The organism is Methylomonas sp. (assembly GCF_023228165.1).
Classification (GTDB): Bacteria; Pseudomonadota; Gammaproteobacteria; order Methylococcales; family Methylomonadaceae; genus Methylomonas.
Genome location: NZ_JALOBS010000002.1, coordinates 256,146 through 278,580, shown reverse-complemented (window position 1 = coordinate 278,580; position 22,435 = coordinate 256,146). Strand labels below are relative to the sequence as shown.

Here is a 22,435-nt window from a genome sequence, read left to right as displayed (position 1 = left end):
GTGAAATGGTTTAATGAACCCGGACACTTCGAAAGGCAGAATTTATAATGCTATGAGAGGTGACCATGAGTAACGAGAAAAGACACAATCGACCCAAATATAGTTTTAACTTCAAGCAAGATGCCGCGAAACAGGTTTTGGAGAAAGGCTACAGTCAGCAGCAAGCAGCCGATCATTTGGGTGTATCGCTAAGTGAGATGGGACGCTGGGTTGGGGCGGAACGCAAGCCCACGGCAATGAATTCAATCCTGAAAAAGCCCAACGTGAACTTGGGAGAGCATGACGAATTGATGCACTTACGCAAGGAAAATGAACAGTTGCGGATGGAGCGCGAAATATTAAAAAAGGCGGCCATCTTCTTTGCGAAAGAAACCGAATACCCAAGGGGCACAAGTAAAGTACGGGTTTATTCGAGAGCAACAGAAGACGTATCCAGTGACCGTGCTGTGTCGAGTGATGCAGGTAAGTACCAGCGCTTATTACGATTGGTTAAAAGCCCCTAAAGACAGCGCTAAAGATCAACAAGATCGAAAAATAGCCGAAACAGAAAAGCAGATTTTTATCGACAACAAGCAATGCTTTGGTTCGCATCGCCTAGCCGATGGCTTACAAAAACAAGGCGTTACCATCGGTCGTCTTAAAACGCGGCGGCTCGTGCTCAAAACCCACGGCGATGGACCGGCACTACCCGAAATTGGCAAAGAGTCCAAGCTGTTCACCTTAATCCTGATAAGGCCGAAGCTCACCATAAACCTAACACAGAGGGGATTATCCAGAACAAAAAAGCTGCTTAAGATTTAACCGTCGAGGCGATAACTACTCTGAAAATTTCCGGAAACGCTGTCTGAACAGGTGTCCGGTTTTTGTTGACCATTACAGATTAAGTCGAGCCCGGTACAGATTGTCGCCAACCTTTTTAACCTGCGCCGATTTGAAATCGTCGTTTTCCAGATAGGTTTGCAGCTTGGCAAAACCGGGATTGGTTTTTGGATCGAGCGCGCTACGCAAAAACGCCTGCCGAACGGGTGTGTTAATTCTTTTACCCTCACATCCCGGTCTAATTTCGAATACTTTAGTTACGCCAGACTTTGCTTGCGCGTACCCCGTGGTTTACGGCGAACTCAACGACTTATTTTGCTATTTCCAGGACTTGCCAACCTCCGCCTAAAGCCTTGTAAACCGCTGTCAGTGCGGTGGCGGTGGCCGTCTCGCTTTGCGCCAGCTGACTTTGGTCCTGCAACAAGCGGGCTTCGCTATCCAGCACGGTCAGAAAATCCGCTATGCCTTCCCGGTAACGCAGTTGCGCCAGTTCGCGGGCTTTTTCGCTGGCCTGGGCTGCGTTGGTCAGCAAGGCTCGCCGGGTGCGTTCCTTGTTGTAATTGACCAGCGCGTTCTCGGTTTCTTCCAGCGCATTCAGCACAGTCTGTTCATAGTTAGCCAGACTGGATTCCGCGCGGGCATCGGCGGCCTTGATGCGGGCGTAGACCCGGCCCAGATCGAAAGCCGCCCAACTGATTTTCGGACCGACCGAATAGGAGTCGGAACCGGGGGCAACCATTGCCGATAGGGTGCTGGCTTCCAGTGAAATACTGCCGACGAAGGTTACCCGTGGAAACAAGTCGGCGGTGGCAACGCCGATCCGGGCGGTAGCCGCCGCCAGATTGCGCTCGGCGATGCGGATGTCGGGGCGGCGTTTCAGCAACTGTGCCGGATTACCGATCTGCAGTACATCGGGAGCTTTCGGTAGGGGTAAAGGCTGGGCCAAAGTTTCGCTCAATGCCGCCGGCAATTTGCCGGTCAGTACGCTAAGTCTGTGTATGGTCCGCATGATGGTGCTTTCCAGGCTGGGGATGCCGGCGCGGGTGGTTTCCAGTTGCGCCAAAGCCCGGGCCGTATCCAGCTCGGTGCCGCGGCCGTTTTCGACTTTAGCCTGTGTCAGTGCCAGAGTTTGCGTTTGGTTGTCGGCATTTTGTCTGGCAACCGCCAGCTGATTTTGTAAACCGCGCAGCTCGAAATAATTCATCGCCACTTCGGCGATCAGACTGACGCTGACGTCGCGCAGGCTGGCATCCAGAGCCTCGACTTCGTCATTACTGGCTTCGACATTGCGCCGCACCCGACCGAAAAAATCCAGCTCCCAGGATGCGTCGAAGCCGGTGTTGTACAGCTTGAGTTCACGCGGTACGAAGGCGCGGTTGTTTAAGGAGCCTGCACTGCGCTTTTGTTCGGTATAGTTGGCATGCGAGGTAACCGTCGGCAGCAGATTCAGGCCTGTTTCCAAATACAGGGCGCGGGCCTCGGCCAGATTGGCGCGGGCGGCTTTCAGGTCAAAATTATGCTGCAGGGCTTGATCGACCAGCGCTATCAGTTGTGCATCGTTGAACGACTTCCACCAGTCGACTTCCAGCGCCCGGTCGGAAAACTCGGCATGAGCGGCGTTGGCGAAACCGGCGGGTAATGGTTTTTCCGGCATTTGGTAATCCGGGCCCACGGCACAAGCACTCAACAGCCCGGCAGACAACGCTATCGTGCCGAGTCGCACTAGGCCATGATGGGGGGTGTAAACATTGGGCCGAGTGCGGCTATTGGATGTATTCCGTTTCATAGTTGCAAATCCGAGGAAGGTTGATCGGGCGCTGAGGTGCCGGCTTGTTTGCGGCTTTTAACGCGTTGAACCAAGGTTTGTATCGCCACATAAAACACCGGCGTCAATAACAGGCCAAATACCGTCACGCCTATCATGCCGCTGAATACTGCGGTGCCGAGTACTTGGCGGGATTCCGCACCGGCCCCTTCGGCGATCACCAAGGGAAATACCCCCATGATGAAGGCAAAAGAGGTCATCAGAATCGGCCGCAGGCGGATGCGGGATGCTTCCACTGCTGCTGCAAAGGGGCTGATGCCGGTTTCCTGGCGGCGCTTGGCGAACTCGACGATCAGAATGGCGTTTTTACTGGCCAAACCGACCAGGACGATGAAGCCGACCTGCGTGAAGATATTGTTGTCCATGCCCGCCAGCCAGATGCCGGTCATCGACGACAAAATACACATCGGCACGATCAAAATCACCGCGAAGGGCAATGACCAACTTTCGTATTGGGCGGCCAGCGCTAGAAATACGAAAATCACGCTCAACGGAAATACCAGCAACGCTACGTTGCCGGCCAGTACCTGTTGCAAGCTGAGCTCTGTCCATTCGAACGAAAAACCGGGCGGCAGTTCGCTATCCAACAGCTTGCTCATCACGCCGATGGCTTGGCCGGAGCTGACGCCGGGCAGGGTGCCGCCGTTAATTTCCGCAGCCGGATACATGTTGTAACGGGTGATTTTATCCGGTCCGGTTATTTCGTCGATTTTGGCGATAGCGCCCAGCGGCACCATGCCGCCTTGCCTGTTCTTGGTCTTCAGTTCGGTAATATCGGCCGGATTCATGCGAAATTCAGCATCGGCCTGCGCCACCACCTGGTATGTACGGCCGAAGGCATTCAGGTCGTTGACATACAAAGAGCCCAAATAAATCTGCATGGTGTCGAATACATCCTGCAGCGGAATATCCATGGCCTTGGCACGGGTGCGGTCGATATCGACAAACAGTTGCGGCACACTGGCCCGGAAGGTGGTAAACAGTCCGACCAGACCCGGTTGTTGGTTGCCGGCGGCTATCATCTCGCCCGCTACGCGTTGCAGTTCTTCAGTGCCGGCATTACCTCTATCCTGAATCTGCAATTTGAAACCGCCGACCGAGCTCATGCCACGAATAGGCGGCGGTGCGAAAACCGCGATCCGGGCATCTTCGATCGAAGTCAGGCGTTGGTTAAGTTGTTTGATGACCGCGTCGGCATGCAGTTCGGGATGGCCGGCGCGTTGGTCGAACTCGCTCAGTCGCGCGAACATGGTGGCGACATTGGACTGATTGGCGCCGGTCAGTACCGACCAGCCGGCATAGGCCACGACATTGGCCACCCCATCGGTACCTTTAATGATGCCGGTGGCTTGCTGTACTACCTGTTGAGTGCGCGACAACGAAGCGGCATCCGGCAGTTGCGCGTATAGAATCAAATAGCCTTGATCCTGCTGCGGAATGAAACCGGTGGGTACTTTTTCAAAGGCCAGCAGATTCAGGCCGTTCAGGCCGGCATACAGGACCAGTACGACTGTCGTCATACGGATCAAGCGGCCGACCAAGCGGCCGTAGCCTGCGCTGAACCAGCTGAAAAATCGGTTGAAACGCACGAAAAACCAGCCGAACAGCCGATCGAACAGCCGGGTAACCGCATCCTTGTCGTGATGGGCTCTATCCAGCATCAAGGCACACAAGGCCGGGCTCAGGGTTAATGAGTTGAACGTCGAAATCACCGTCGATACCGCGATGGTCAGCGCAAATTGCTTGTAAAACGCGCCGGACACCCCGGTAATAAAGGCGGTCGGCACGAATACCGCGACCAGCACCAGCGAGGTGGCGATGATGGGGCCCACCACCTCGCTCATAGCCTTGCGGGTGGCTTCGCGGGCGTTCATGCCTTCGGCGATATGCCGCTCGACGTTTTCCACCACCACGATGGCGTCGTCGACCACGATGCCGATCGCCAATACCAAGCCGAATAGCGACAGGGTGTTTAGGGACAATCCCAGCGCCGACATCACCGCAAAGGTGCCGATTAACGACACCGGCACCGCCAGTAACGGAATCAGCGTGGCGCGCCAGTTTTGCAAAAAGATGATCACCACGATCACCACCAGCAAAATGGCTTCGAACAGGGTGGTGGTTACCGCATTGATGGACTGCCGCACAAATACCACGGTGTCGTAGATCAATTTATACTCAAGACCTTCCGGAAAACGGGTTTTCAGTTTGTCCATCGCCTCGATCACGGCTGTTTTGGTATCCAGCGCATTGGAGCCGGGCAGCTGGAATATCGCCAAACCGACCGCTTGCTCGCCATTCAGATATAGCCCCGAGTTGTAATCCTTGGCGCCCAGTTCGATACGCGCCACATCTTTCAGTTGGGTAATTTCACCGTCCGGGCCTTGCTTGATAACGATGTCGCCGAATTGTTCCGGCTCCTGCAAGCGGCCCAAGGTGCTGACCGTATATTGAAATTCGGCGTTTTCCGGCGAAGGTTGCTGACCGACCACCCCGGCCGCCACTTGCACATTTTGCTCCCGAATCGCGCTCACCACTTCGCCGGCGGTCAGATTGCGGGCGGCGATTTTTTCCGGGTTTAACCACAGGCGCATACTGTAGTCGCGGGCACCGAACACCAGGATTTCACCGACGCCGGGCAGGCGGGCCAGGGTGTCCTTGATTTGCAGCAAGGCATAGTTGCTGAGATAAATACTATCGTAGCGTTTGTCCGGCGAGATCAGGCCAACCACAAGGCTCAGGTCCGGGCTGCGTTTCTTCACGCTAATGCCCTGGCGGTTGACTTCTTCGGGTAGCTTCGGTTCGGCCAATGCTACCCGATTTTGTACCAATACCTGGGCTTTGTCCAGGTTGGTGCCGGGTTTAAAGGTAATGGTCAGCGACATATTGCCGCTGTTGGTGGATTGCGAGGACATGTACAGCATGTCTTCGACGCCGTTGACTTCCTGTTCGATCGGCGTGGCCACCGTTTCGGCCACGACCTTGGCATTGGCGCCCGGATAGCTGGCCGTCACCACCACGGTCGGCGGAGCGATTTCCGGATATTGTGCAATCGGCAAGCCCAGCAGGGCCAAACCGCCAACCAATAAGATGACGATGGATAATACCGAAGCGAAGATCGGCCGGTCGATAAAAAAATGCGTGAATTTATCCATGGCTTATTGCGCTCCCTGCGCATCGGCAAGTGAGATGCGTTCGGGGGTCACCGTGAGGCCCGGTTTCAGCTTTAGCACGCCTTCGATGACCACCCAGTCGTCGGGTTGCAGGCCTTCGCGGATCACGCGTAGCGAACCGATGCGAGCCCCCGGCGTCACCTGGCGGTACACAACCTGGTTGTCCTGATTCACCACCCAAACAAAGCGATTGGCCTGATCGGTGCCGATGGCCCGGTCCGGCAGCAGGGTGGCTAAATAAGGGGCGCTGCCCTGTACCCGCATGCGGGCGAAAAAGCCCGGACTCAACAATTCGTCGGGATTGGGGAAAACGCCACGCAGGCTGATAGTACCGGTCGCGGCATCTTCGCTCGGCGCTTGGTAGTCTAGTTGACCCTGGTGCGGAAAGTCGGCTTCGTCGGCAATTGCCAGTTGCACCGGCGTGCCTTTCAAATCGGTGGAGCCGTTTTTCAGCTGTTGATTTTGGCGACGGTATTTCAATACCGATTGTTCGTCGGCATCGACATAAACATAAACCGGGTCGGTAGACACTATGTTGGTCAACAAAGTCGCCTCGCCGCCGGCGTTGACGAGGTTGCCGGCGGTCACCATTTCGCGGCCTATGCGCCCGCTGATCGGTGCCCTGATCTCGGTATAGTCCAGATTCAGCTTCGCTGTGTACACATTGGCCTCCGCCGACTTGACGGCCGCGGTGGCTTCTCGCAAGCCTTTGTTTCGGCCATCGTATTCTTCGGTGGAGATGGCTTTGGCGCGCAGCAGGTTTTCGGCGCGCTGCAGATCATTCCTGGCTAGTTCTTGTTTGGTTTTGGCGCGCTCCAGTTCGGCCTGGGCATAGTTGAGCTGGGCTTTGAACGGTTTGGGATCGATCAGAAACAACAAGTCGCCTTTATTGACCTTGGAGCCGGCGACGAAGTTGACTTTGTCCAGATAACCGCTAACGCGCGCGCGAATATCCACCGCATTTACGGCTTCGACCCGGCCGGTGTATTCATCCCATTCCGTGGTTTGTCGATGCAAGGGTTGGGCGATTTTGACTTTGGGCGGCGGGGCCGTCTCCGATTCCGAAGGCGAGCCGCAACCCGCTAATGCCGCAGCCATTGCCAGCGCAATCGTCACCGGGCGCAAATCCGCCCAGTATCCATATTGCTTGCATGCAGGCGGAACCAAGTGCGGTAAGCGGGTATTTTCGTCCATAGTCGAGACCTCAAAAAACACAAAATAAAAAACGGTAATATCAATTACCGTTTAGTCTAGGGTATCATTTCATATCGAGTCAATTTATTTTTGCGTGATAGAACATGATCAAATGCGGACGGCCCTGTAAGGGCGAAGAACTGTTAAGCCGGGATAGAGTCCTCGATTCGGCTTTGCAGTTATTTCTCGAACACGGTTACGGTAATCTGAGCATGGAAACCATAGCCCGCGATGCGCATGTGTCGCTGCGGACTATTTACCGGCATTTTGACGGTAAGGCCGGTCTGTTTGGTGCGTTAATCAGACGCTGCACCGACCAGTTCATCGGCAGTCTGTCGGAAGACTGCTCTATGGAAGAGGCTTTGATTGCTTTTGGCCGGCAGTTTTTGTTTCGGATTACCCGACCGAATGTTTTGAGAATGCGGGCGATATTGATTGGCGAATCGCAACAGTTCCCGGATCTGGCTACTCAATTTTATGAGCAGGGCCCCACTCGAACCCTTGCACAGCTCGCCGAGTTTTTTGCTCGCCACCAGCAGGCAGGGCGGATTCGTGATATCGAGCCGGCCTTTCTGGCCGACCAATTTATCAGTGTGTTACGCGGCGAACGATTGCAAAGACTGCAGTTAGGCCTGGATGCGCCGCCCGAAGAGGACGACATCGAGAGTTGGGTCGGCAAATCCACACAGTTGTTTTTAGAAGGCTGTTTAGCTCGATAATCTTGAAATTACAGACTGGTGCGAAAAGCCAAGACACGGCGTTATAAAAACCGGCCGCTTTTTTCGACCGCCGAGATCAATGTTCGCCGGGTTACACCGGGCTTTGCTTGCGGCCAACAGCTATTATTAGCAGCCAGACGTATTCACCCAGTGCGGAACCAACAATGGTCTAGTATGACGTTCAATCAATGCCCGCAACAAGGTTTCCTCGAAGGCCGCCGGCGCACATTCAGCTATGGGCCAATCCTGGGCCGCGACAGCGCCAGTGCGGATAATTTCTGGCTGAAGCAAACACCCTCGACCGAGCTGAATAATTTACCGGAACCGGAGGCGTTGATTGCCCCGTCGCTTTGTCAGGCTAAGGGGGCCGGATGGTTTGGTTGTTGATTTCAGGCTTTTTTTGCTGGCTGGCATTTCGGGAAATCAAGGGCGCCATGGTGGCCCGGCCGGGTTACGGCCGGCCGGAACCGGTCTACAAGCCTTATCTGTTGGTTTGCTTGATTTTTGCGGGGTTGTTTGTCTGGCGTCCGTTGTATTACTGGCACTTCGAACGGCATTTATCCTTGATCTCGACTGAATTGGCGGAGTCGCATCCCGCCTATTTTCATTGCAACACGGCGATCGACGCCATGTTCGATAACGATCCCTTTGCCGCCGGACACGCCAACCCGGAAACCGGTGAAATCGTCTTTCAGCATCCATGGTGCGCAACGCTGATGGATTATCTGGACCACCCGGAGCGGGCCAGCCGGCAGGAATTGCACAGTTTGAATATGCTGAGCCACGAAAGCATGCACGTGCGCGGTGAACTCAACGAAGCCAGAGCCGAGTGCCAAGCCGTGCAAAGAAATTACCGAACCGCCAAATTACTGGGCGTATCGGATCTTGTCGCCAGAAAAAATGCGCTGGATATTTACCGTAATAACTATATGCAGTTAAGTACCGCACCGGAACGGGTGGCAGTCTATTTTTCAGGTCAATGCGCACCCGGTAAAGACCTGGATGAGCGGTTAAGCGATTCGACTTGGCGGTGGCTTGAAGAGCCGTACGACGAACTTAGTTCGGATTAGGGATAGTGATGGGTTGGACGGAGGACGCGTCAAGCTCTGCGCCTTCATGAATCACCTGATTCTCGGTCTTTTTGTTCATGACGATAATGGAAATGCGCCGGTTCATCGGATCTTCAGGGTTGTCGGTGTTGTAGGGAATACTGGATGCCAGGCCGACGACCCGTAAAATCTTGTCTTCAGTCAATCCGCCCTGATTCAGTTGGTGGCGGGCCACATTGGCGCGGTCGCTGGAGAGTTCCCAGTTGGTGTAGCCTAATTTATTGCTGGGGAAGGGTAGTGCATCGGTGTGACCATTCACGGTAACCTTGTTGGGCAGCTCGTTGATGACCGGGGCCAGTTCGCGCAAAATCATTTTGGCGTGATCTTCTATCTCCGAACTGGCCAGTTTGAACATGGGCCGGTTTTTGGCGTCGATGATTTGGATCTTTAACCCTTCCGGAGTGGTTTCGAGCTTGATCTGGTCGCGATATTCGGCCAGTTTGGAGTTGGCATCCAGCATGGATTCTATTTTTGCTTCCAGTTTTTCCAGCTTTTGTTGCTCTTGCTGTTCGGCCAGTTTTTCGATGTCTTCCGGGGTTTTTTCGGTGACGGGCGGCGGGGGCGTTTGACCCAGATGCACTTGGCCGTCATCTTTGGAAGACAAATCGGAGCCGCCGGCCTGGATCAGCGAGGCGCGGTCGGCTATGCCTTCGCCGGAGCTGCTGATGTTGACGCCAAACGGGTCATTGAAATATTGGGATATGCCTTTTTTGGTGGTGTCGTCGGTGGAACCCAGCAACCACATCAGCAGAAAAAACGCCATCATCGCGGTGACGAAGTCGGCATAAGCGATTTTCCAGGCACCGCCGTGATGGGCATGGCGAGCCCGTTTCTTGACTTTTTTGATGATGATGGGTCTTTCGGCCACCCTGGCTTACCCTTTGCCGGCCTTCAGTTGTTCTTCCAATTCGAGAAAATCGGGGCGAACATGGTGCGGGATAATCGTGCGCATGAATTCGACCGTCATGGTCGGCGAGGTGCCTTTGGCGCAATTCAGTAGGCCGGCTTGAGTGCATTTGTAGGCATTCAGCTGGTCTTCCAGGCGGTTTTCCATGACGGCCGCTACTGGGTTGACGAATCCGTAGGCCACCAGGATACCCAGGAACGTTCCCACCAGCGCGGCGGCAATCAGTTTGCCTAGCTCCGTGGGCGGGATGCCTACCGATTCCATGGTGTGCACCACCCCCATGACGGCCGCGACGATGCCAAAAGCCGGCATGCCGTCTCCTACCCGTTGCACGGCCCTGACCGGCACGTGGCCTTCTTCAAGGTGTACGTCGAGTTCGGCGTCTATGATATCTTCCAATTGGTTGTAATCGACGCCGGTCAGGATCAGCCGAAGTTTGTCGCAAATAAACTCCATCAAGTGATGGTCCGCAGCAACATTTTCCCCGAAAATGCCGTTGTAATCCGGATCGTCCACCACTTTTTCCAAAGACAAAAATCCTTCCTTACGAGCCTTTTGGCAAAGGGCGTTGAAGCTCATTAATAGTTGGAGGTAATAGTCTTTGTTATAAGGGCTGGGTTTTAAGGTACCGAAGCCGCCGGCTAACGAGGCTTTGATGGTGCTTAACGAATTGCTGGCCAAAAATGCGCCGCTGCCGGCACCGAGTAAAATCAAGAATTCTACCGGTTGAAAAAGCACTCCCACGTGTCCGCCGCCAAGCGCGAACCCACCCAAGACGCAGCCTAAAATCACCACATAACCGAAGATTACCAACATGCTGGCCTCAACAAAAAAATCTAACTATGGAACGAAATAAGTGTGGCAGAGGGTTGTCGGACATTCAATTGCTCCAAAAAGTAGTAGCACTTAGCGCCTGTTTATGTGGTTTCGGGTTGGTGCATGATGACTCTCGGTTTTAGCACCAATTTACTAATGGCCGGTAACAGTACAAAGGTGCTGGTCATGATCCAGAAAATACCTATGGTGATGACCAAACCCATGCTGGCGATGCCTTGATGCGGGGAGAAAGCCAGGCCTATAAAACTGGATATGGTGGTCAATGCGCCATAAAACATGCCGCGCGCCGTGCTGGACTGATAAATGTTTTGATCTTCCGACAAGGAGTGGTGCAGCTTTTCCACCATGTGAATGCCATTGTCGACACCCAATCCCATCAATAAGGGCAGGGCTATAATATTAGCAAAATTAATGGGCGTACCGGTAAATACGGTGCTGGCCATGGTGAATAGGCCGGCCAATATCAGCGGCGTCATCACCAACAGAGTGTCGACGATGCTGCGGCGGATGGACAACAGCAGCAGCGCAATAGCCGTCAGGGCAATGATGATGGCTTGTTGGAAGGCCGCCAGCACGGCTTTCATGGATTCCCAATACATGACCGGCAAATCGGTGGCGTCGGGGGCTATGGCCTGTACTTCGGTAATAAACGCTTGCAAATGGTGTAGATCGTTCAAGTCTTGCTTGGGGAACAACTGGATGCGGTACAGGCCTTCCTTGCTTAACCAGCGTTCCTTAACTTCTGGCGGAATACTGGATGGCTCGATCTGTTCGGCCTGAAAACCCATCAACAACTGGTTCATGATGGTGGGCAGGGTACCTAATAACGAAGTCTGTATTTTTTCGATAAACACGCCGCGATCGGGTTGAAATCGGGCGTTAAGCTCGATCAATACGTCTTGCAACTCGTGTCGGAAGGCTTGTAGGGAGCGGATTTCCACCGGATCGGTTTTGTTAGGCAGATTGGCGTCGATGGCCGCAATCATGCGCAGAATACTTGGCTTGGGGTCGGTGCCCATTTTCAGTTGCGGAAAAGACTGGCTTTGCGGGCCCAGCGTCATCATCATGTCGTCGACAATTTCCAGTTTGGTTTCCTGGTCCTTGGGCACAAAATCGAACAGGCTGACGGTTTTATCCACGGTGCTTAAGTTGCCGAGTTTTTTTTGCATGGCGCGGGCTTCGGCTTCCGAATGCGCTAATACGGTCAACGTCATGGGGGAAGTGTCGCGGGCTTTCAGCAGCTCTTTAAAGGCAATTACCGATTCGGTATGCGGGTCGCGCAGATTGATGGGGTTGAAGTCGGTCTTGACCTGAAACACCAGATAGATGGCCACTAGCGTTAACAGCGCGGTTGCCAAAGTGATGGGTTTGGCGTAATGCAGGGTAAACGACGCCAGCCACAAAGAAATTTTCGAGGTGCCGGGATGCTCGCCGCGCTTTAGCGGATGGATGGCGGGAGTCGGCAGGATTTTCAATAATACCGGCAATACGGTCAGGGTGATGAACAAACAAATGAACAAGCTGGAGCCGGCCAACAGGCCGAGTTCGGATATGCCCTGGTAGTCGGTGGGGACAAAGGCGTACAAGCCGATCGAAGTGGTGCCGGCGCATAAAATCAGCGACGGACTGGTGTCGAGCACCGCCGAATGTATGGCCCTGAGTTTATTTTTGCCGTGCAAATCCAGGTTGTCCCGGTAACGCAGGCAAAAATGGATGGCGTATTCCACTCCCAGGCCGATATTGGAGACCGCAAAGGCAACGGAAATCAGATTCAGTTCCTTGACCGCCACCGATGCAAACAAACCGCAAAAGATCATGCCCAAGGTCAAGGTTAGCAAGGTGGCCAGCATCAACAGCCAGGAACGGTAGGCAATCAGCAAGATTATGCACACCAGTACCAGCGAGAAAATGCTGGCAGTAAACGTGCCTTCGCTCATGCCGGCCATTTCGTCGTGTTCCAGACCCACTTCGCCGGTAATCCATACTTTGACCGTCGGTAAATTCGGGTCCTGAATTTTGGCGACAGCACTGCGAATGGCGTTGATCGCCGGTTCAGCGGGCAGAATTCGGCTGAAATCGAATTTGGGCGTTACGAATATAAAGGCTTTGTCTGACTGCGCTTCGCTGATGTTGTTTTCGGCAATCAGTTTTTGCCAGGATAGCAAGTCGGTTTCGCCATTCAGGGTTTTATGTAGCGAGAGGCTGACTTTGTCGATCAGCGAGGTTAAATCAATCGGTACTTCGCCGGTTTTGTTTTCCGCATTCAGGGCGTCTTCAAAAATCGAGAAAAAACCGTTTAGGCTGGGATCTTGCGAGATGCGGCCGATGAACGGTTGGGCTTGGGCCAGGGTGACGGAAAAATCCTGCAATTTGTCGGTATCCAGATACAGCAGGCCATTACGGTGGAAAAAAGCATTTTCGTCGGGACGGTAGACATGGCTGAAGTGCCGGGTATCGGCGCGCAGTTCGCGGCCCAAGCGCTGCGCCGCGGCTTTAGTCAGTTCCGGGCTGGTGGAATCTATGACCACCAACAGGGTATGTATATCCTGGCCGAAGGCTTTTTCGAATTTACGGCGGTTTTGCTGGAATTGCGATTCGGGGGCGATGAGCTCGGCGGTATCGGTATTGATGGTGAGGTGGTGGCTGGTGTATTGAACGGCAAAGTACGCTAACAGCACCGCGCTTGCCAGCAATAACGCCGGCGAATACATCAGCCAGTTACTCCAGCGGAAGGCCAGATTACGTAAATGGGTCTCCATCGGCATGCTTAATTGCTCACCACGGTATTAATCAGATACAGGGTGTAGCCGGCGTAAGTGACCAGCAAAACGATGCCTTCCCAGCGGTTGATGTTGCCGTTGCCGTTACGATCGTAACCCATCGCAAATAAAGCCAGCGTCAACAAAGTCATCAGCGGCCAATCGCGGTTGATAATGTCGGGGGGGATGCTCATGGGTTGGATGACGCCGGCCAAACCTACTACGGCCAGAGTGTTGAACAGATTGGAGCCGATGATATTGCCCACCGCCAGCTCGTGCTCCCCTTTGCGGGCGGCGGCCACAGATGAGGCCAGCTCGGGTAGCGAAGTACCGATGGCCACCACCGTCAGGCCAATGATTAAATCGCTGACGCCCAGGTCCGTCGCGACCGAGACGGCGCCCCAAACCAACATGCGCGAACTGACCACCAGCAAAACCAGGCCGGCAATCAGGCAAACCCAAGCCTTAAAGGCGGACATGGCATGGGCTTCCAGTTCGGTTTCGATGTCCTGTTCAAAGCTGTCGGTGCGGTGTTGTTTCATGCCTTGTAAGGTCATCCAGGCCATGACGCCTACAAACACAATCAATTCCACGGCACCGTCCAGACGTGAAAATTCGCCGTCGTAGAGTTGGGCAAAGGCAAACAAGGTCACCAATAACAAAATCGGCAGTTCTTTTTTTAAGATTTGCGAATGCACGGCAATGGGGCTGATTAAGGCGGTGATGCCCAGAATCAAGGCAATGTTGGTGATGTTGGAGCCATAGCCGTTACCCAGCGCAATACCGGGGTTACCTTGCAGGGCCGACAAGGCGGAAACCGAGAGCTCGGGAGCGGAGGTGCCGAAGCCGACCACGACCATGCCGATCAATAAGGGCGACATGCCTAAATAACGGGCAATGGCTGCCGCGCCTTCGACAAACAAATCGGCACTCCAGACCAAAATGAGTAGTCCCAAAACGATCATCAACAGTGGCAATGCCATAACTTACCTATAAAAACAAAAAAGCGTGGAAGATTGGGTTGTCGTTCAGTTGCGGTGCTCAATCAACCGTCCATTGCACTAAACCGCTATACGCAGTGCCTATCACGATCAGGCCGAATGCGATGCGATACCAGGCGAAAATGATGAAATTGTGATGGCTGATGTAGCGCAGCAAGCCTTTGACTGCGAACAAAGCGCTGATGAAAGCCGCTATCAAGCCAACGGCGAAGGAGGCTACGTCGCTCTCGACATGTAGTAAATCCCGATGTTTGTAAAGATCGTAAAGGCTGGCAATGATCAAGGTCGGAATGGCCAGAAAAAACGAAAATTCGGTTGCAGCCTTGCGCGACAAACCGAACAGTAAGCCGCCGATGATGGTGGAGCCGGATCGCGAGGTGCCGGGAATCAGCGCAAAAGCCTGGGCAACGCCGAGTTTAAAGGCGTCCAGCATGCTCAAGTCGTCGACATTGTCTACCCGGATTTTGTGTTCGCGTTTTTCCGCCCAGATGATGACAAAAGCACCAACGATAAAGGCCAGCGCCACCGGAATCGGTTTGAACAACAAGGCTTTGATATGTTTGCCGAACAGCAAGCCCAAACTGGCCAGCGGGATGAAAGCGACGGCCAGATTCAGCACGAATTTTTGCGCTTGCCTGTCGCTGGTCAGGCCGGAAAGTACTGATGCGATTTTGACGCGGTATTCCCAGCAAATGGCCAATATCGCCCCGACTTGAATCACTATGGAAAATAGTTTGGCCTTTTCGTCGTTAAAGTCGAGCAGGTCGCCCGCCAGAATTAAATGGCCGGTGCTGGAGATGGGGAGAAATTCCGTCAGGCCTTCAACTACGCCCAGGATGAGAGATTTGATCAGTATTTCAATGTCCATATCGGCAGACTCCATACCGAATCGGCACATGGGGAAAAATCAGCATGTTGATCAGGTAATTATTGATAGAAAGGGTTAATGATGGGCAGGGCAAAATGCCATGCAAACGGGTCGGGATTATAGTCGAAATATCAATCCGTACATAACTTTAGGGAGAGTAAAACTAGGCCGAAGCGGGTTGTTGACAGCGACTAGAACGTCTTTTAAACCTGAGGTTGTGCGTGAGTCGGGACAATTGTGATGCTGGTTTTACTGACGTCCGAGCGGATTTACGTAGGGTTGTCGCTGGTGTTGCCGAACTAAAACTGAGTGTATTCACACAGTATGAGTGGCAAATAACATAATTTTTCGGGCCTGATTTTGAGGACGAAAAACCAAATTAAAAAATTATATGTTTGTAAGCAACGGATTACGCGATGTGAAAGAAGTGGCACATATTTTGATAGATTAGAAAATAACAGTATTTCTACGTTCGAATATTGTTAGAGATGACTATTCCTGGCTGGTTGCGGCGAACTGCAAAATTCGCGGCAACAAGTTGCGAAAACCAGAGGCATCTATCGCCAATCCGGCTGTGAAGCGGGGTCGGAAAGTCGCGGGTCTTGCGGTAAACAGCAAGATGGCTGGATTGCTCCCATGTGATAGGGGTGTGGCATATGCCGCATATCACGGACTTAGTTTAATGGAATCAGCAATGGAAAAATTATGAGTACAAACTTTCAATTAACAGCAATTGCCGTGTTACTGGGTGTCAGCGGCGTTTCCCAGGCGGCTTTGACCACGACTAGCGGACCGGTTGGTTTTAATGGCAGCGCGTCGGTGACGGCAACGGGTCCGGGCGTACTGTCCGCGACCAATTCGAATAATGGCGCGACTATTGCCAGTGTGGGGTTAGGCCAGTTTAATGCTGCTGTCGGCGTGTTGACCGACGTAAATCTGCAATTGAATTCAAATCGCACCCAAACCATCAGCGGTGTCGGCAATAAAAACAATGGGCCGGGTAGAACCGCCAGCGGAAGCGGTGCCAGCGACGCTTTGTTGTCTGCTGTCGGCATCAGCGCCAGCTTTGCTCCAAATTTGACCCAAGCTGGCTCCGGCTGCAGTCTGGCCATGGGGCCGACCGGAGCAATTAATTGCAGCTGGGGGCCGCAGACCTCAGCGGCTACCGCCACCTCTACAAACGTCGGAGCCGACGAACAGAATCTGAATGATTATGCGGGAAATGGTTCGGTTAATGCCTCGCTTTCGTTACCGACCTTATCCGCAACCACTACTCTTTCGTCGGTTATGGGACAAGCGGGTGCGGGGTCATCGACCACTTACAGCGTCGACTGGTCTGGTACCTTGCAAGCCGATTATAGTTACTTGCTGCACGCCTTGGCGTCTTTCGACGGTAGTGCCGAGTCGCATTCCTTGACCCTGGATTTCGGCAATGTCGCCCAAAACAGCAGTGCTTTGCTGGACTTCGGTCTGTTCAATTTGGCGGCTGCCGATCGAATCGGTTTGGATTTGGATAGCGTAATCGGCAGCGGAGATACCGGTGTATTCGATACCGGCTTATCCACATTTTTTGATTTGTCGCAAGGTAGCAGCCAAGCTTTCGTAGCCAATCTGCTGACCGCCGATACCGGCGCATTTAGCGCGCAATATTTGCTTAACCTGTCTGATGCGGATTTTGGTGCCAGCAGCACTCGACATAGCTATCAATTGACTCTCAATCTAGTCGGCAACGTCTCGGCGGTTCCAATACCGGGCGCAGTCTGGCTATTCGGTAGCGCCCTGTTCGGTTTTATCGGTCTCGGCCGCGCTAAGCGTCGCTTCGGTTGAAACATAATGTAACCGTTCAGCGAGACATTTCACCCCCTTTCCCGCCGGGATAAGGCCGGGATGAGAGGGGCGGAATCAGTTTTTCGCTGCATAGTTACAAACATCATTTACGGCGGGGCTGAACGGGACGTTCAACCCCGTTAGCTATTCGAGATACGTCATGAGACACCTAAATATAATCATGCTGATATTGGCGGCTATGTCGCCGGTGTCGCTAGCTGCCGCCGAAACGTTTGCCGCCGAGTCGGCCTCCGCTGGGAATCCGTTATTTACCACTACGCATTTTTCCGGCTCGCAAAACTGCGCGATGTGTCACAACGGTATCGTCGATAAAAACGGCGCAGACGTTTCAATAATCACCGACTGGTCGTCGACCATGATGGCCAATTCCAGCCGCGATCCGTTCTGGCGGGCCAAGGTACGTAGCGAACTTGCCAAGCATCCGCAACTGGAGTCCTTGATCAACGACAAGTGCAGTAAATGCCACGCGCCGATGGCGAATACCGAGGCCAAAAAAGATGGCAGCATTGCCAGCCAAACCATTTTCGATGGCGGTATCCTGAACGCAGAGCATGCCATGCACGATGCGGCGATGGATGGGGTTAGTTGTACCTTGTGCCATCAAATTCCGGCTACACCGGCACTAGGCAGTTCAGCGACGATGTCCGGCAACTATTCGATCAATGACAGCAAAACCATTTTTGGTCCGTTCGGTGGTCCCGGTGATACGGCTATATTTCCTAATCCCATGATTATGCATACCGGTTATAAGCCGACTTACGCTGCGCATATTAAGGATTCCAAATTGTGTGCGTCCTGCCATAACCTGAAAACGCCGTATGTCGATGAAAACGGCACTGTGTTGAGTACCACACCTGAAACCGAGTTTCCTGAGCAAACCCCGTATATGGAATGGGAGCAGAGCAGCTATGTCAGCCAAAAAAGCTGCCAGGCTTGCCATATGACGCATACCGATGGCGTATCCATCTCGACGATGCCAATGTGGCTTGGCCCGCGTGATAATTTTGCCGTTCACGATCTGGTGGGCGCCAATAAATTGATGCTGGATATCTTGAGCAACAATAAAACTCAGTTGGGCGTATTGTCGAACCACTTTCCGGAAACCATCGCCAAAACAGACGCTATGCTGAAAAGCGCGGCTACGGTAAACGTGATCGAGCAACGCGATAGGGCGGGGGCTTTGGACTTCACCTTACAAATCGATAGTGCGACTGGGCATAAGCTGCCAACCGGGTATCCGTCGAGGCGGGCGATTGTGCATGTCGCGGTGATGAATGCGCAGAATCAAATCGTCTGGGAGTCCGGCAAGGTCAATGCTGATGGCAGTATCAAGGGTGTGGCTGCCGACGAGAACGGGGTCGCTTTCGAACCGCATTACGACCGAATCACCTCCGAGGAGCAGGTTCAGGTCTACGAAGCGATTATGGGTAATAACCTTGGCGAAGTGACTTACACCTTGCTGCGCGGCAAAGAGTATCTGAAAGACAATCGAATCCTGCCCATTGGTTTCGATAAGGCCGGTGCCTCAAATGATGTGCGCGTGGTCGGTGCGGCTTTGTCCGACGCCAACTTCGTCGGCGGCAGCGATCGGATTAGTTACCAAATCGGCGGGTTGCCGGCGGGTCATTATACGATTAAAGCCGAATTGGTCTATCAAACGCTGTCGTATGCCTTTGCAGAGGATTTGTTTGTCGACACAACAACGCCGGAAGTAGTGGACTTCAAAACCATGTTCGATGCGTCCGCACAAAAATCGACCGTGATCGCTGGCACCGAGTTTGCCGATACGGTGACTGCGCCGGTCGTCGATAGCGACGGCGACGGGGTAGCCGATAATCTGGACAACTGTAAGCTGGTCGCCAACGCCAATCAGCGCGATACCGATGGCGACGGCTACGGCAATATCTGCGATGCGGATTTCAATCAGAACCGGGTGGTTGATCCTACCGATCTCTCAAAACTGAAAGCCTTGCTAGGAAAAGTATCTCCAAACGGCCATGAGGATTTGAATGGAAATGGGATCGTCGATCCAACCGATTTAAGTATCGCAAAGGGATATTTGGGGAAAACACCGGGGCCATCTGCAGTGGCGCCCTGATATTTTTAAATGGGATCGGCCCATGACGCCGGGTCGATTTCCTACGAAAAAGTAAATTTTGAAATGAATAAAGCAACATCAAATAAACTTGGAGAATATATGAACAAAATTTTTAAGAAGCCTCTTGCGGTTGTTAGTGGTTTAGTCATCCTGGTCATGTTTGCGGCTCCTGTTTCAGCTGCAGTTTTAGCGCCGAATACTGTGATGTTTAGTCAGGGCGGTCTTATCAATGCCCGTGAGGGCGACACGTTGACATTGGATCTTAGAGGATACGATTTTACCCTGGGACCTGATGGGGCCGCCTTTTCGCTAAATTGGAATCCCTCAGTGTTGCGTTATGTTGGGAGTACAGTTGCCAATCCGCCATGGGATAGCGCTTTTGTTAGCGATGATAATTCAGGAAGTATTGATTATGTTTTTCTAAATAAATTAACGCCCGGCGATGCTGGAACGTCTTTTGCAATTGCATCGTTTACCTTCAATATTTTGGGCGGTTTGGGCTCGGAAACAACGATAACCCTTGGGAATCCGGCTTTTGACGACACTGGATTTACCTTACCGGGCGGTACCTTGGTTGATGTGAATTATGTCGACAGTCAAGTGCGTGTGGTGCCTTTGCCTGCCGCGCTATGGATGTTCGGAGTCGGTTTGGCCGGTATGCTGGGGTCGATGAGCCGTCGGAAATAGCCGGAACCCCATTTTGTCGGGGTTAATTCTTACTTAAATGAGCTTCGTTACGAAAATCATGCCTTGCGTAATTTTTTATAAGTGTTGATCAAACCATTAGTGGAGCTATCATGGCTGTCGATTTCGTCTTCATTTTTCAGCTCCGGTAAAATGGCTTTGGCCAGCACTTTACCCAATTCCACGCCCATCTGGTCAAAGGAGTTGATGTTCCAGATAACGCCCTGGACAAAGATTTTGTGCTCATAAAACGCAATCAAAGTACCCAGCGTTCTAGGGGTCAGTTTTTTGAACAGAAATGAATTCGAGGGTTTATTGCCTTCGAATATTTTGGAAGCGATCAGGGCGTCATCCAGGTCGGGCTGGTGACTTAAATCCTGTCTGACTTCCGCTTCGGTTTTACCGCGCATCAAGGCTTCCGCCTGGGCCAGGAAGTTGGAAATCAGGATGTCGTGATGGTCCGGCAGGTCATATTGGCTTTGCGCCGCGGCCAGAAAGTCGCCGGGAATCAACTTGGTGCCTTGGTGAATCAGTTGGAAAAACGCATGTTGGCCATTGGTGCCGGGTTGGCCCCAGATAATCGGCCCGGTGTTGTAATCGACTTTAGCGCCATTAATAGTGGCGCTTTTGCCGTTGCTTTCCATGTCGCCTTGCTGAAAATAGTCGGCAAAATACTTTAGCGATTGGGCATAAGGCAGAATGGCGTAGGTTTCGGCTTCGAAAAAGTTGTTGTACCAAATGCCGAGTAAACCCATGATGACTGGGATATTTTCTTCAAAAGGTGCATGCCTGAAATGTTCGTCGGCGAGATAAGCCCCCATCAATAATTCTTCAAAATTGTCCATGCCGATATACAACGCAATGGACATGCCGATCACCGACCACAGCGAGTAGCGCCCGCCTACCCAGTCCCAAAACTCAAACATGTTGTTGGGATCAATGCCGAACTCTTTGACCTTTTCTTCGTTGGTTGAGATGGCAATGAAATGCTGCGACATATGAACGGGATCTTTTGCCGTATTAAAAAACCAATTACGCGCCGAGAGGGCGTTGGTCATGGTTTCCTGGGTGGTAAAGGTTTTCGAGGAAATCAGGAATAAAGTGGTTTCCGGATTGAGCGGTTTTAAGGTTTCGACTATATCGGTCTGATCGACATTCGATACAAAATGAGCTTTCATCCCTTCCAAACCGTACGGCGCCAGTGCGGTGTCCACCATTTTCGGGCCCAAGTCGGAACCGCCTATGCCTATATTGACGATGTCGGTAATCCGTTTACCCGTATAGCCTGTCCAGGCGCCGGAACGTACCTGTTCGGTGAAACCGCGCATTTTTGTCAGCACTTTATTGATTTCCGGCATGACATCCTGGCCGCAAAACAGCACCGGGCTATTGCCTCGATTTCTTAGAGCCGTGTGCAAAACCGCTCTTTTTTCGGTGGTGTTGATAATTGAGCCCGAAAACATGGCTTCGGTTTTAGTGCGCAATTCAGCCCGGTTTGCCAAGTTGATCAGCAAAGGCATGGTTTGTTCTGTAATCAGGTTTTTCGAGTAATCGAACAATAAATCGTTAAAGGTGACGGAGAACTTATCAAAGCGTTGCGGGTCACTGGCAAAAGCCTCTTTCATGCAAAATTTGCCGGAAATGTCTTGGTGATGTTGTTTAGCAGCGTTCCATTCGGGAGAGTCGATTAATTTGGACATATTTTTTTGTGATAAACCAGATAGGGAGCCCTTAAATATTCTGACTTATGTGCAATTGAAAGGGTATTCCCACATTATAAGGATTGTGTTTCCTTGATGACAAAAAAAAATCCGTAAAGCGGTTGGGCGCGGAATGCCATATAAGTAATGGCTTTATTTGCCATGGGCGATGTGCTAGAGTTAGAAGTGATTTTTGGTGGGATTGCAAATCCTAGTTTAAGGGTGCAGCCCCAAATCGTATCGTGCTTAACTGCATGAATAATAATAAAACATTAACAACGGGAAGGGTAAACATGAAAACAACGCGTATTTTCAGAAATAGTCTTTTTGCTCTCGTCGGGCTGATTTTTTCCGCTACTGCATGGGCGCACGGTGGCGCTGCAGGTACAGATACCGACCAGTGTAAGTTTGAGCTGGAAAAAGATCATTGGATTCATTACACCGCATACCAACCTAAAGCCTATCCGGCCGAAGAGTTCTGCGGCAACATTCCTGACACCGACTCATTGATCCAATTGGTGTTCGATTACCAAGATCAACGCTACCGTGGTATGTCGGTTGAGTTTGAGGTCACTAAAGAGCCGGAAGGCACTCGGGTGTTCTATGAAGCACCTAAAAAACACAAATCAGGTACCGTAATCCTGAATTTACCCAATGGCGTGCCTGAAGCCGGTAAATATCTGATCCATATTACCTTGTTGCAAGATAGCGGTGAGCGTCTTGACGCGCACATGAGCTTCAAAGCCGGTGGCGGTCAACCTACCAGCAAAGGCAGTATAGGCTTGTATGTACTGGTATTATTTGCAGGTCTGTACATTTTCTATCTGTCTAACGCAGGCTTTAAACGTAAAGTCGACGAATTGATGGGCAAAGCGAAAGAATTTTAAACTTATC

Annotated in this window: 19 protein-coding genes and 1 riboswitch; of the genes, 9 read left to right on the top strand and 10 right to left on the bottom strand. The window is 52.4% G+C overall.

Translation table 11 applies throughout. The annotated features are described in order from the left end of the window. The first annotated feature begins 65 nt into the window (after positions 1–65). Both M0R33_RS02680 and M0R33_RS02675 read left to right on the top strand, forming a co-directional pair. Positions 66–503 carry a transposase gene (locus M0R33_RS02680; protein WP_292564654.1) on the top strand — a complete coding sequence of 146 codons (438 nt, stop codon included), beginning with the start codon at positions 66–68 and terminating at the stop codon, positions 501–503. Then, entirely contained in the window at positions 457–801 is a 345-nt protein-coding gene (locus M0R33_RS02675) for a hypothetical protein (RefSeq protein WP_292564652.1), read from the top strand. The genes M0R33_RS02680 and M0R33_RS02675 overlap by 47 nt, the downstream gene beginning before the upstream one ends. Before the next feature lie 72 nt (positions 802–873). Here the strand turns inward: M0R33_RS02675 and M0R33_RS02670 are convergent, their stop codons facing one another. From M0R33_RS02670 to M0R33_RS02655, 4 genes are all read right to left on the bottom strand, one after another. After that, entirely contained in the window at positions 874–1,008 is a 135-nt protein-coding gene (locus M0R33_RS02670; protein ID WP_292564649.1) for a hypothetical protein, read from the bottom strand. 121 nt (positions 1,009–1,129) lie between these two features. After that, positions 1,130–2,605 (bottom strand): efflux transporter outer membrane subunit, encoded by a 1,476-nt coding sequence (locus M0R33_RS02665; RefSeq protein WP_292564647.1) that lies wholly within the window; start codon positions 2,603–2,605, stop codon positions 1,130–1,132. Beyond that, on the bottom strand, positions 2,602–5,799 hold the full coding sequence (locus tag M0R33_RS02660) for a multidrug efflux RND transporter permease subunit (RefSeq protein WP_292564644.1): 3,198 nt from the start codon (positions 5,797–5,799) through the stop codon (positions 2,602–2,604). Before M0R33_RS02660 ends, M0R33_RS02665 begins: the two co-directional genes overlap by 4 nt. Positions 5,800–5,802: 3 nt before the next feature. Beyond that, the gene (locus M0R33_RS02655; RefSeq protein ID WP_292564669.1) at positions 5,803–6,915 is read right to left on the bottom strand and encodes an efflux RND transporter periplasmic adaptor subunit; all 1,113 of its coding nucleotides are present in this window, start codon (positions 6,913–6,915) and stop codon (positions 5,803–5,805) included. A gap of 200 nt (positions 6,916–7,115) precedes the next feature. Between M0R33_RS02655 and M0R33_RS02650 the strand changes: the two genes are divergently transcribed. The 3 genes from M0R33_RS02650 to M0R33_RS02640 all read left to right on the top strand — a co-directional run bounded on the left by M0R33_RS02650 (position 7,116) and on the right by M0R33_RS02640 (position 8,800). Continuing rightward, on the top strand, positions 7,116–7,730 hold the full coding sequence (locus M0R33_RS02650; protein ID WP_292564642.1) for a TetR/AcrR family transcriptional regulator: 615 nt from the start codon (positions 7,116–7,118) through the stop codon (positions 7,728–7,730). Positions 7,731–7,904: 174 nt separating this feature from the next. Then, on the top strand, positions 7,905–8,117 hold the full coding sequence (locus M0R33_RS02645) for a hypothetical protein (protein ID WP_292564640.1): 213 nt from the start codon (positions 7,905–7,907) through the stop codon (positions 8,115–8,117). Next, complete coding sequence (locus tag M0R33_RS02640; protein ID WP_292564637.1) at positions 8,102–8,800, top strand: hypothetical protein; 699 nt, start codon at positions 8,102–8,104, stop codon at positions 8,798–8,800. The genes M0R33_RS02645 and M0R33_RS02640 overlap by 16 nt, the downstream gene beginning before the upstream one ends. Here the strand turns inward: M0R33_RS02640 and motB are convergent. From motB to M0R33_RS02615, 5 genes are all read right to left on the bottom strand, one after another. Then, positions 8,787–9,707, bottom strand: a complete 921-nt coding sequence (motB, locus tag M0R33_RS02635) for a flagellar motor protein MotB (RefSeq protein WP_292564634.1) — start codon at positions 9,705–9,707, stop codon at positions 8,787–8,789. The genes M0R33_RS02640 and motB overlap by 14 nt on opposite strands. A 6-nt stretch (positions 9,708–9,713) precedes the next feature. Next, entirely contained in the window at positions 9,714–10,562 is an 849-nt protein-coding gene (gene motA / locus M0R33_RS02630) for a flagellar motor stator protein MotA (protein ID WP_292564631.1), read from the bottom strand. Between the two features lie 101 nt (positions 10,563–10,663). Then, on the bottom strand, positions 10,664–13,348 hold the full coding sequence (locus M0R33_RS02625; protein WP_292564629.1) for an MMPL family transporter: 2,685 nt from the start codon (positions 13,346–13,348) through the stop codon (positions 10,664–10,666). A gap of 2 nt (positions 13,349–13,350) precedes the next feature. Beyond that, positions 13,351–14,325: a calcium/sodium antiporter gene (locus M0R33_RS02620; RefSeq protein WP_292564626.1), complete on the bottom strand. Its 975-nt coding sequence runs from the start codon at positions 14,323–14,325 to the stop codon at positions 13,351–13,353. Between the two features lie 58 nt (positions 14,326–14,383). Further along, positions 14,384–15,211, bottom strand: a complete 828-nt coding sequence (locus M0R33_RS02615; protein WP_292564623.1) for an undecaprenyl-diphosphate phosphatase — start codon at positions 15,209–15,211, stop codon at positions 14,384–14,386. A 552-nt stretch (positions 15,212–15,763) separates the two neighbouring features. Next, a riboswitch (cyclic di-GMP riboswitch) is annotated at positions 15,764–15,847 on the top strand. A gap of 69 nt (positions 15,848–15,916) precedes the next feature. Between M0R33_RS02615 and M0R33_RS02610 the strand changes: the two genes are divergently transcribed. From M0R33_RS02610 to M0R33_RS02600, 3 genes are all read left to right on the top strand, one after another. Beyond that, positions 15,917–17,038: a hypothetical protein gene (locus tag M0R33_RS02610; RefSeq protein ID WP_292564619.1), complete on the top strand. Its 1,122-nt coding sequence runs from the start codon at positions 15,917–15,919 to the stop codon at positions 17,036–17,038. Between the two features lie 160 nt (positions 17,039–17,198). Continuing rightward, a complete protein-coding gene (locus M0R33_RS02605; RefSeq protein ID WP_292564615.1) occupies positions 17,199–19,157 on the top strand; it encodes a thrombospondin type 3 repeat-containing protein in 1,959 nt (652 codons plus the stop codon). Between the two features lie 9 nt (positions 19,158–19,166). Next, positions 19,167–19,844 carry a hypothetical protein gene (locus M0R33_RS02600; RefSeq protein WP_292564612.1) on the top strand — a complete coding sequence of 226 codons (678 nt, stop codon included), beginning with the start codon at positions 19,167–19,169 and terminating at the stop codon, positions 19,842–19,844. 56 nt (positions 19,845–19,900) lie between these two features. Here the strand turns inward: M0R33_RS02600 and pgi are convergent, their stop codons facing one another. Continuing rightward, positions 19,901–21,541, bottom strand: a complete 1,641-nt coding sequence (gene pgi / locus M0R33_RS02595) for a glucose-6-phosphate isomerase (RefSeq protein ID WP_292564608.1) — start codon at positions 21,539–21,541, stop codon at positions 19,901–19,903. Positions 21,542–21,834: 293 nt separating this feature from the next. On the opposite strand from pgi, the gene M0R33_RS02590 reads away from it, so the two are divergent. Next, entirely contained in the window at positions 21,835–22,428 is a 594-nt protein-coding gene (locus M0R33_RS02590; protein ID WP_292564667.1) for a hypothetical protein, read from the top strand. The last annotated feature ends 7 nt before the right edge of the window (positions 22,429–22,435 follow it).

What these genes read in the sequence shown, in the direction of transcription:
- M0R33_RS02660 (WP_292564644.1), bottom strand. Translation starts at nt 5,799, where the DNA reads ATGGATAAATTCACGCATTTTTTTATCGACCGGCCGATCTTCGCTTCG.
- M0R33_RS02620 (WP_292564626.1), bottom strand. Translation starts at nt 14,325, where the DNA reads ATGGCATTGCCACTGTTGATGATCGTTTTGGGACTACTCATTTTGGTC.
- M0R33_RS02625 (WP_292564629.1), bottom strand. Translation starts at nt 13,348, where the DNA reads ATGCCGATGGAGACCCATTTACGTAATCTGGCCTTCCGCTGGAGTAAC.
- motA (WP_292564631.1), bottom strand. Translation starts at nt 10,562, where the DNA reads ATGTTGGTAATCTTCGGTTATGTGGTGATTTTAGGCTGCGTCTTGGGT.
- M0R33_RS02615 (WP_292564623.1), bottom strand. Translation starts at nt 15,211, where the DNA reads ATGGACATTGAAATACTGATCAAATCTCTCATCCTGGGCGTAGTTGAA.
- M0R33_RS02655 (WP_292564669.1), bottom strand. Translation starts at nt 6,915, where the DNA reads ATGGCTGCGGCATTAGCGGGTTGCGGCTCGCCTTCGGAATCGGAGACG.
- M0R33_RS02675 (WP_292564652.1), top strand. Translation starts at nt 457, where the DNA reads ATGCAGGTAAGTACCAGCGCTTATTACGATTGGTTAAAAGCCCCTAAA.
- M0R33_RS02650 (WP_292564642.1), top strand. Translation starts at nt 7,116, where the DNA reads ATGATCAAATGCGGACGGCCCTGTAAGGGCGAAGAACTGTTAAGCCGG.
- M0R33_RS02590 (WP_292564667.1), top strand. Translation starts at nt 21,835, where the DNA reads ATGAAAACAACGCGTATTTTCAGAAATAGTCTTTTTGCTCTCGTCGGG.
- M0R33_RS02645 (WP_292564640.1), top strand. Translation starts at nt 7,905, where the DNA reads ATGACGTTCAATCAATGCCCGCAACAAGGTTTCCTCGAAGGCCGCCGG.
- M0R33_RS02605 (WP_292564615.1), top strand. Translation starts at nt 17,199, where the DNA reads ATGAGACACCTAAATATAATCATGCTGATATTGGCGGCTATGTCGCCG.
- M0R33_RS02640 (WP_292564637.1), top strand. Translation starts at nt 8,102, where the DNA reads ATGGTTTGGTTGTTGATTTCAGGCTTTTTTTGCTGGCTGGCATTTCGG.
- M0R33_RS02610 (WP_292564619.1), top strand. Translation starts at nt 15,917, where the DNA reads ATGAGTACAAACTTTCAATTAACAGCAATTGCCGTGTTACTGGGTGTC.
- M0R33_RS02680 (WP_292564654.1), top strand. Translation starts at nt 66, where the DNA reads ATGAGTAACGAGAAAAGACACAATCGACCCAAATATAGTTTTAACTTC.
- M0R33_RS02665 (WP_292564647.1), bottom strand. Translation starts at nt 2,605, where the DNA reads ATGAAACGGAATACATCCAATAGCCGCACTCGGCCCAATGTTTACACC.
- pgi (WP_292564608.1), bottom strand. Translation starts at nt 21,541, where the DNA reads ATGTCCAAATTAATCGACTCTCCCGAATGGAACGCTGCTAAACAACAT.
- M0R33_RS02600 (WP_292564612.1), top strand. Translation starts at nt 19,167, where the DNA reads ATGGGATCGGCCCATGACGCCGGGTCGATTTCCTACGAAAAAGTAAAT.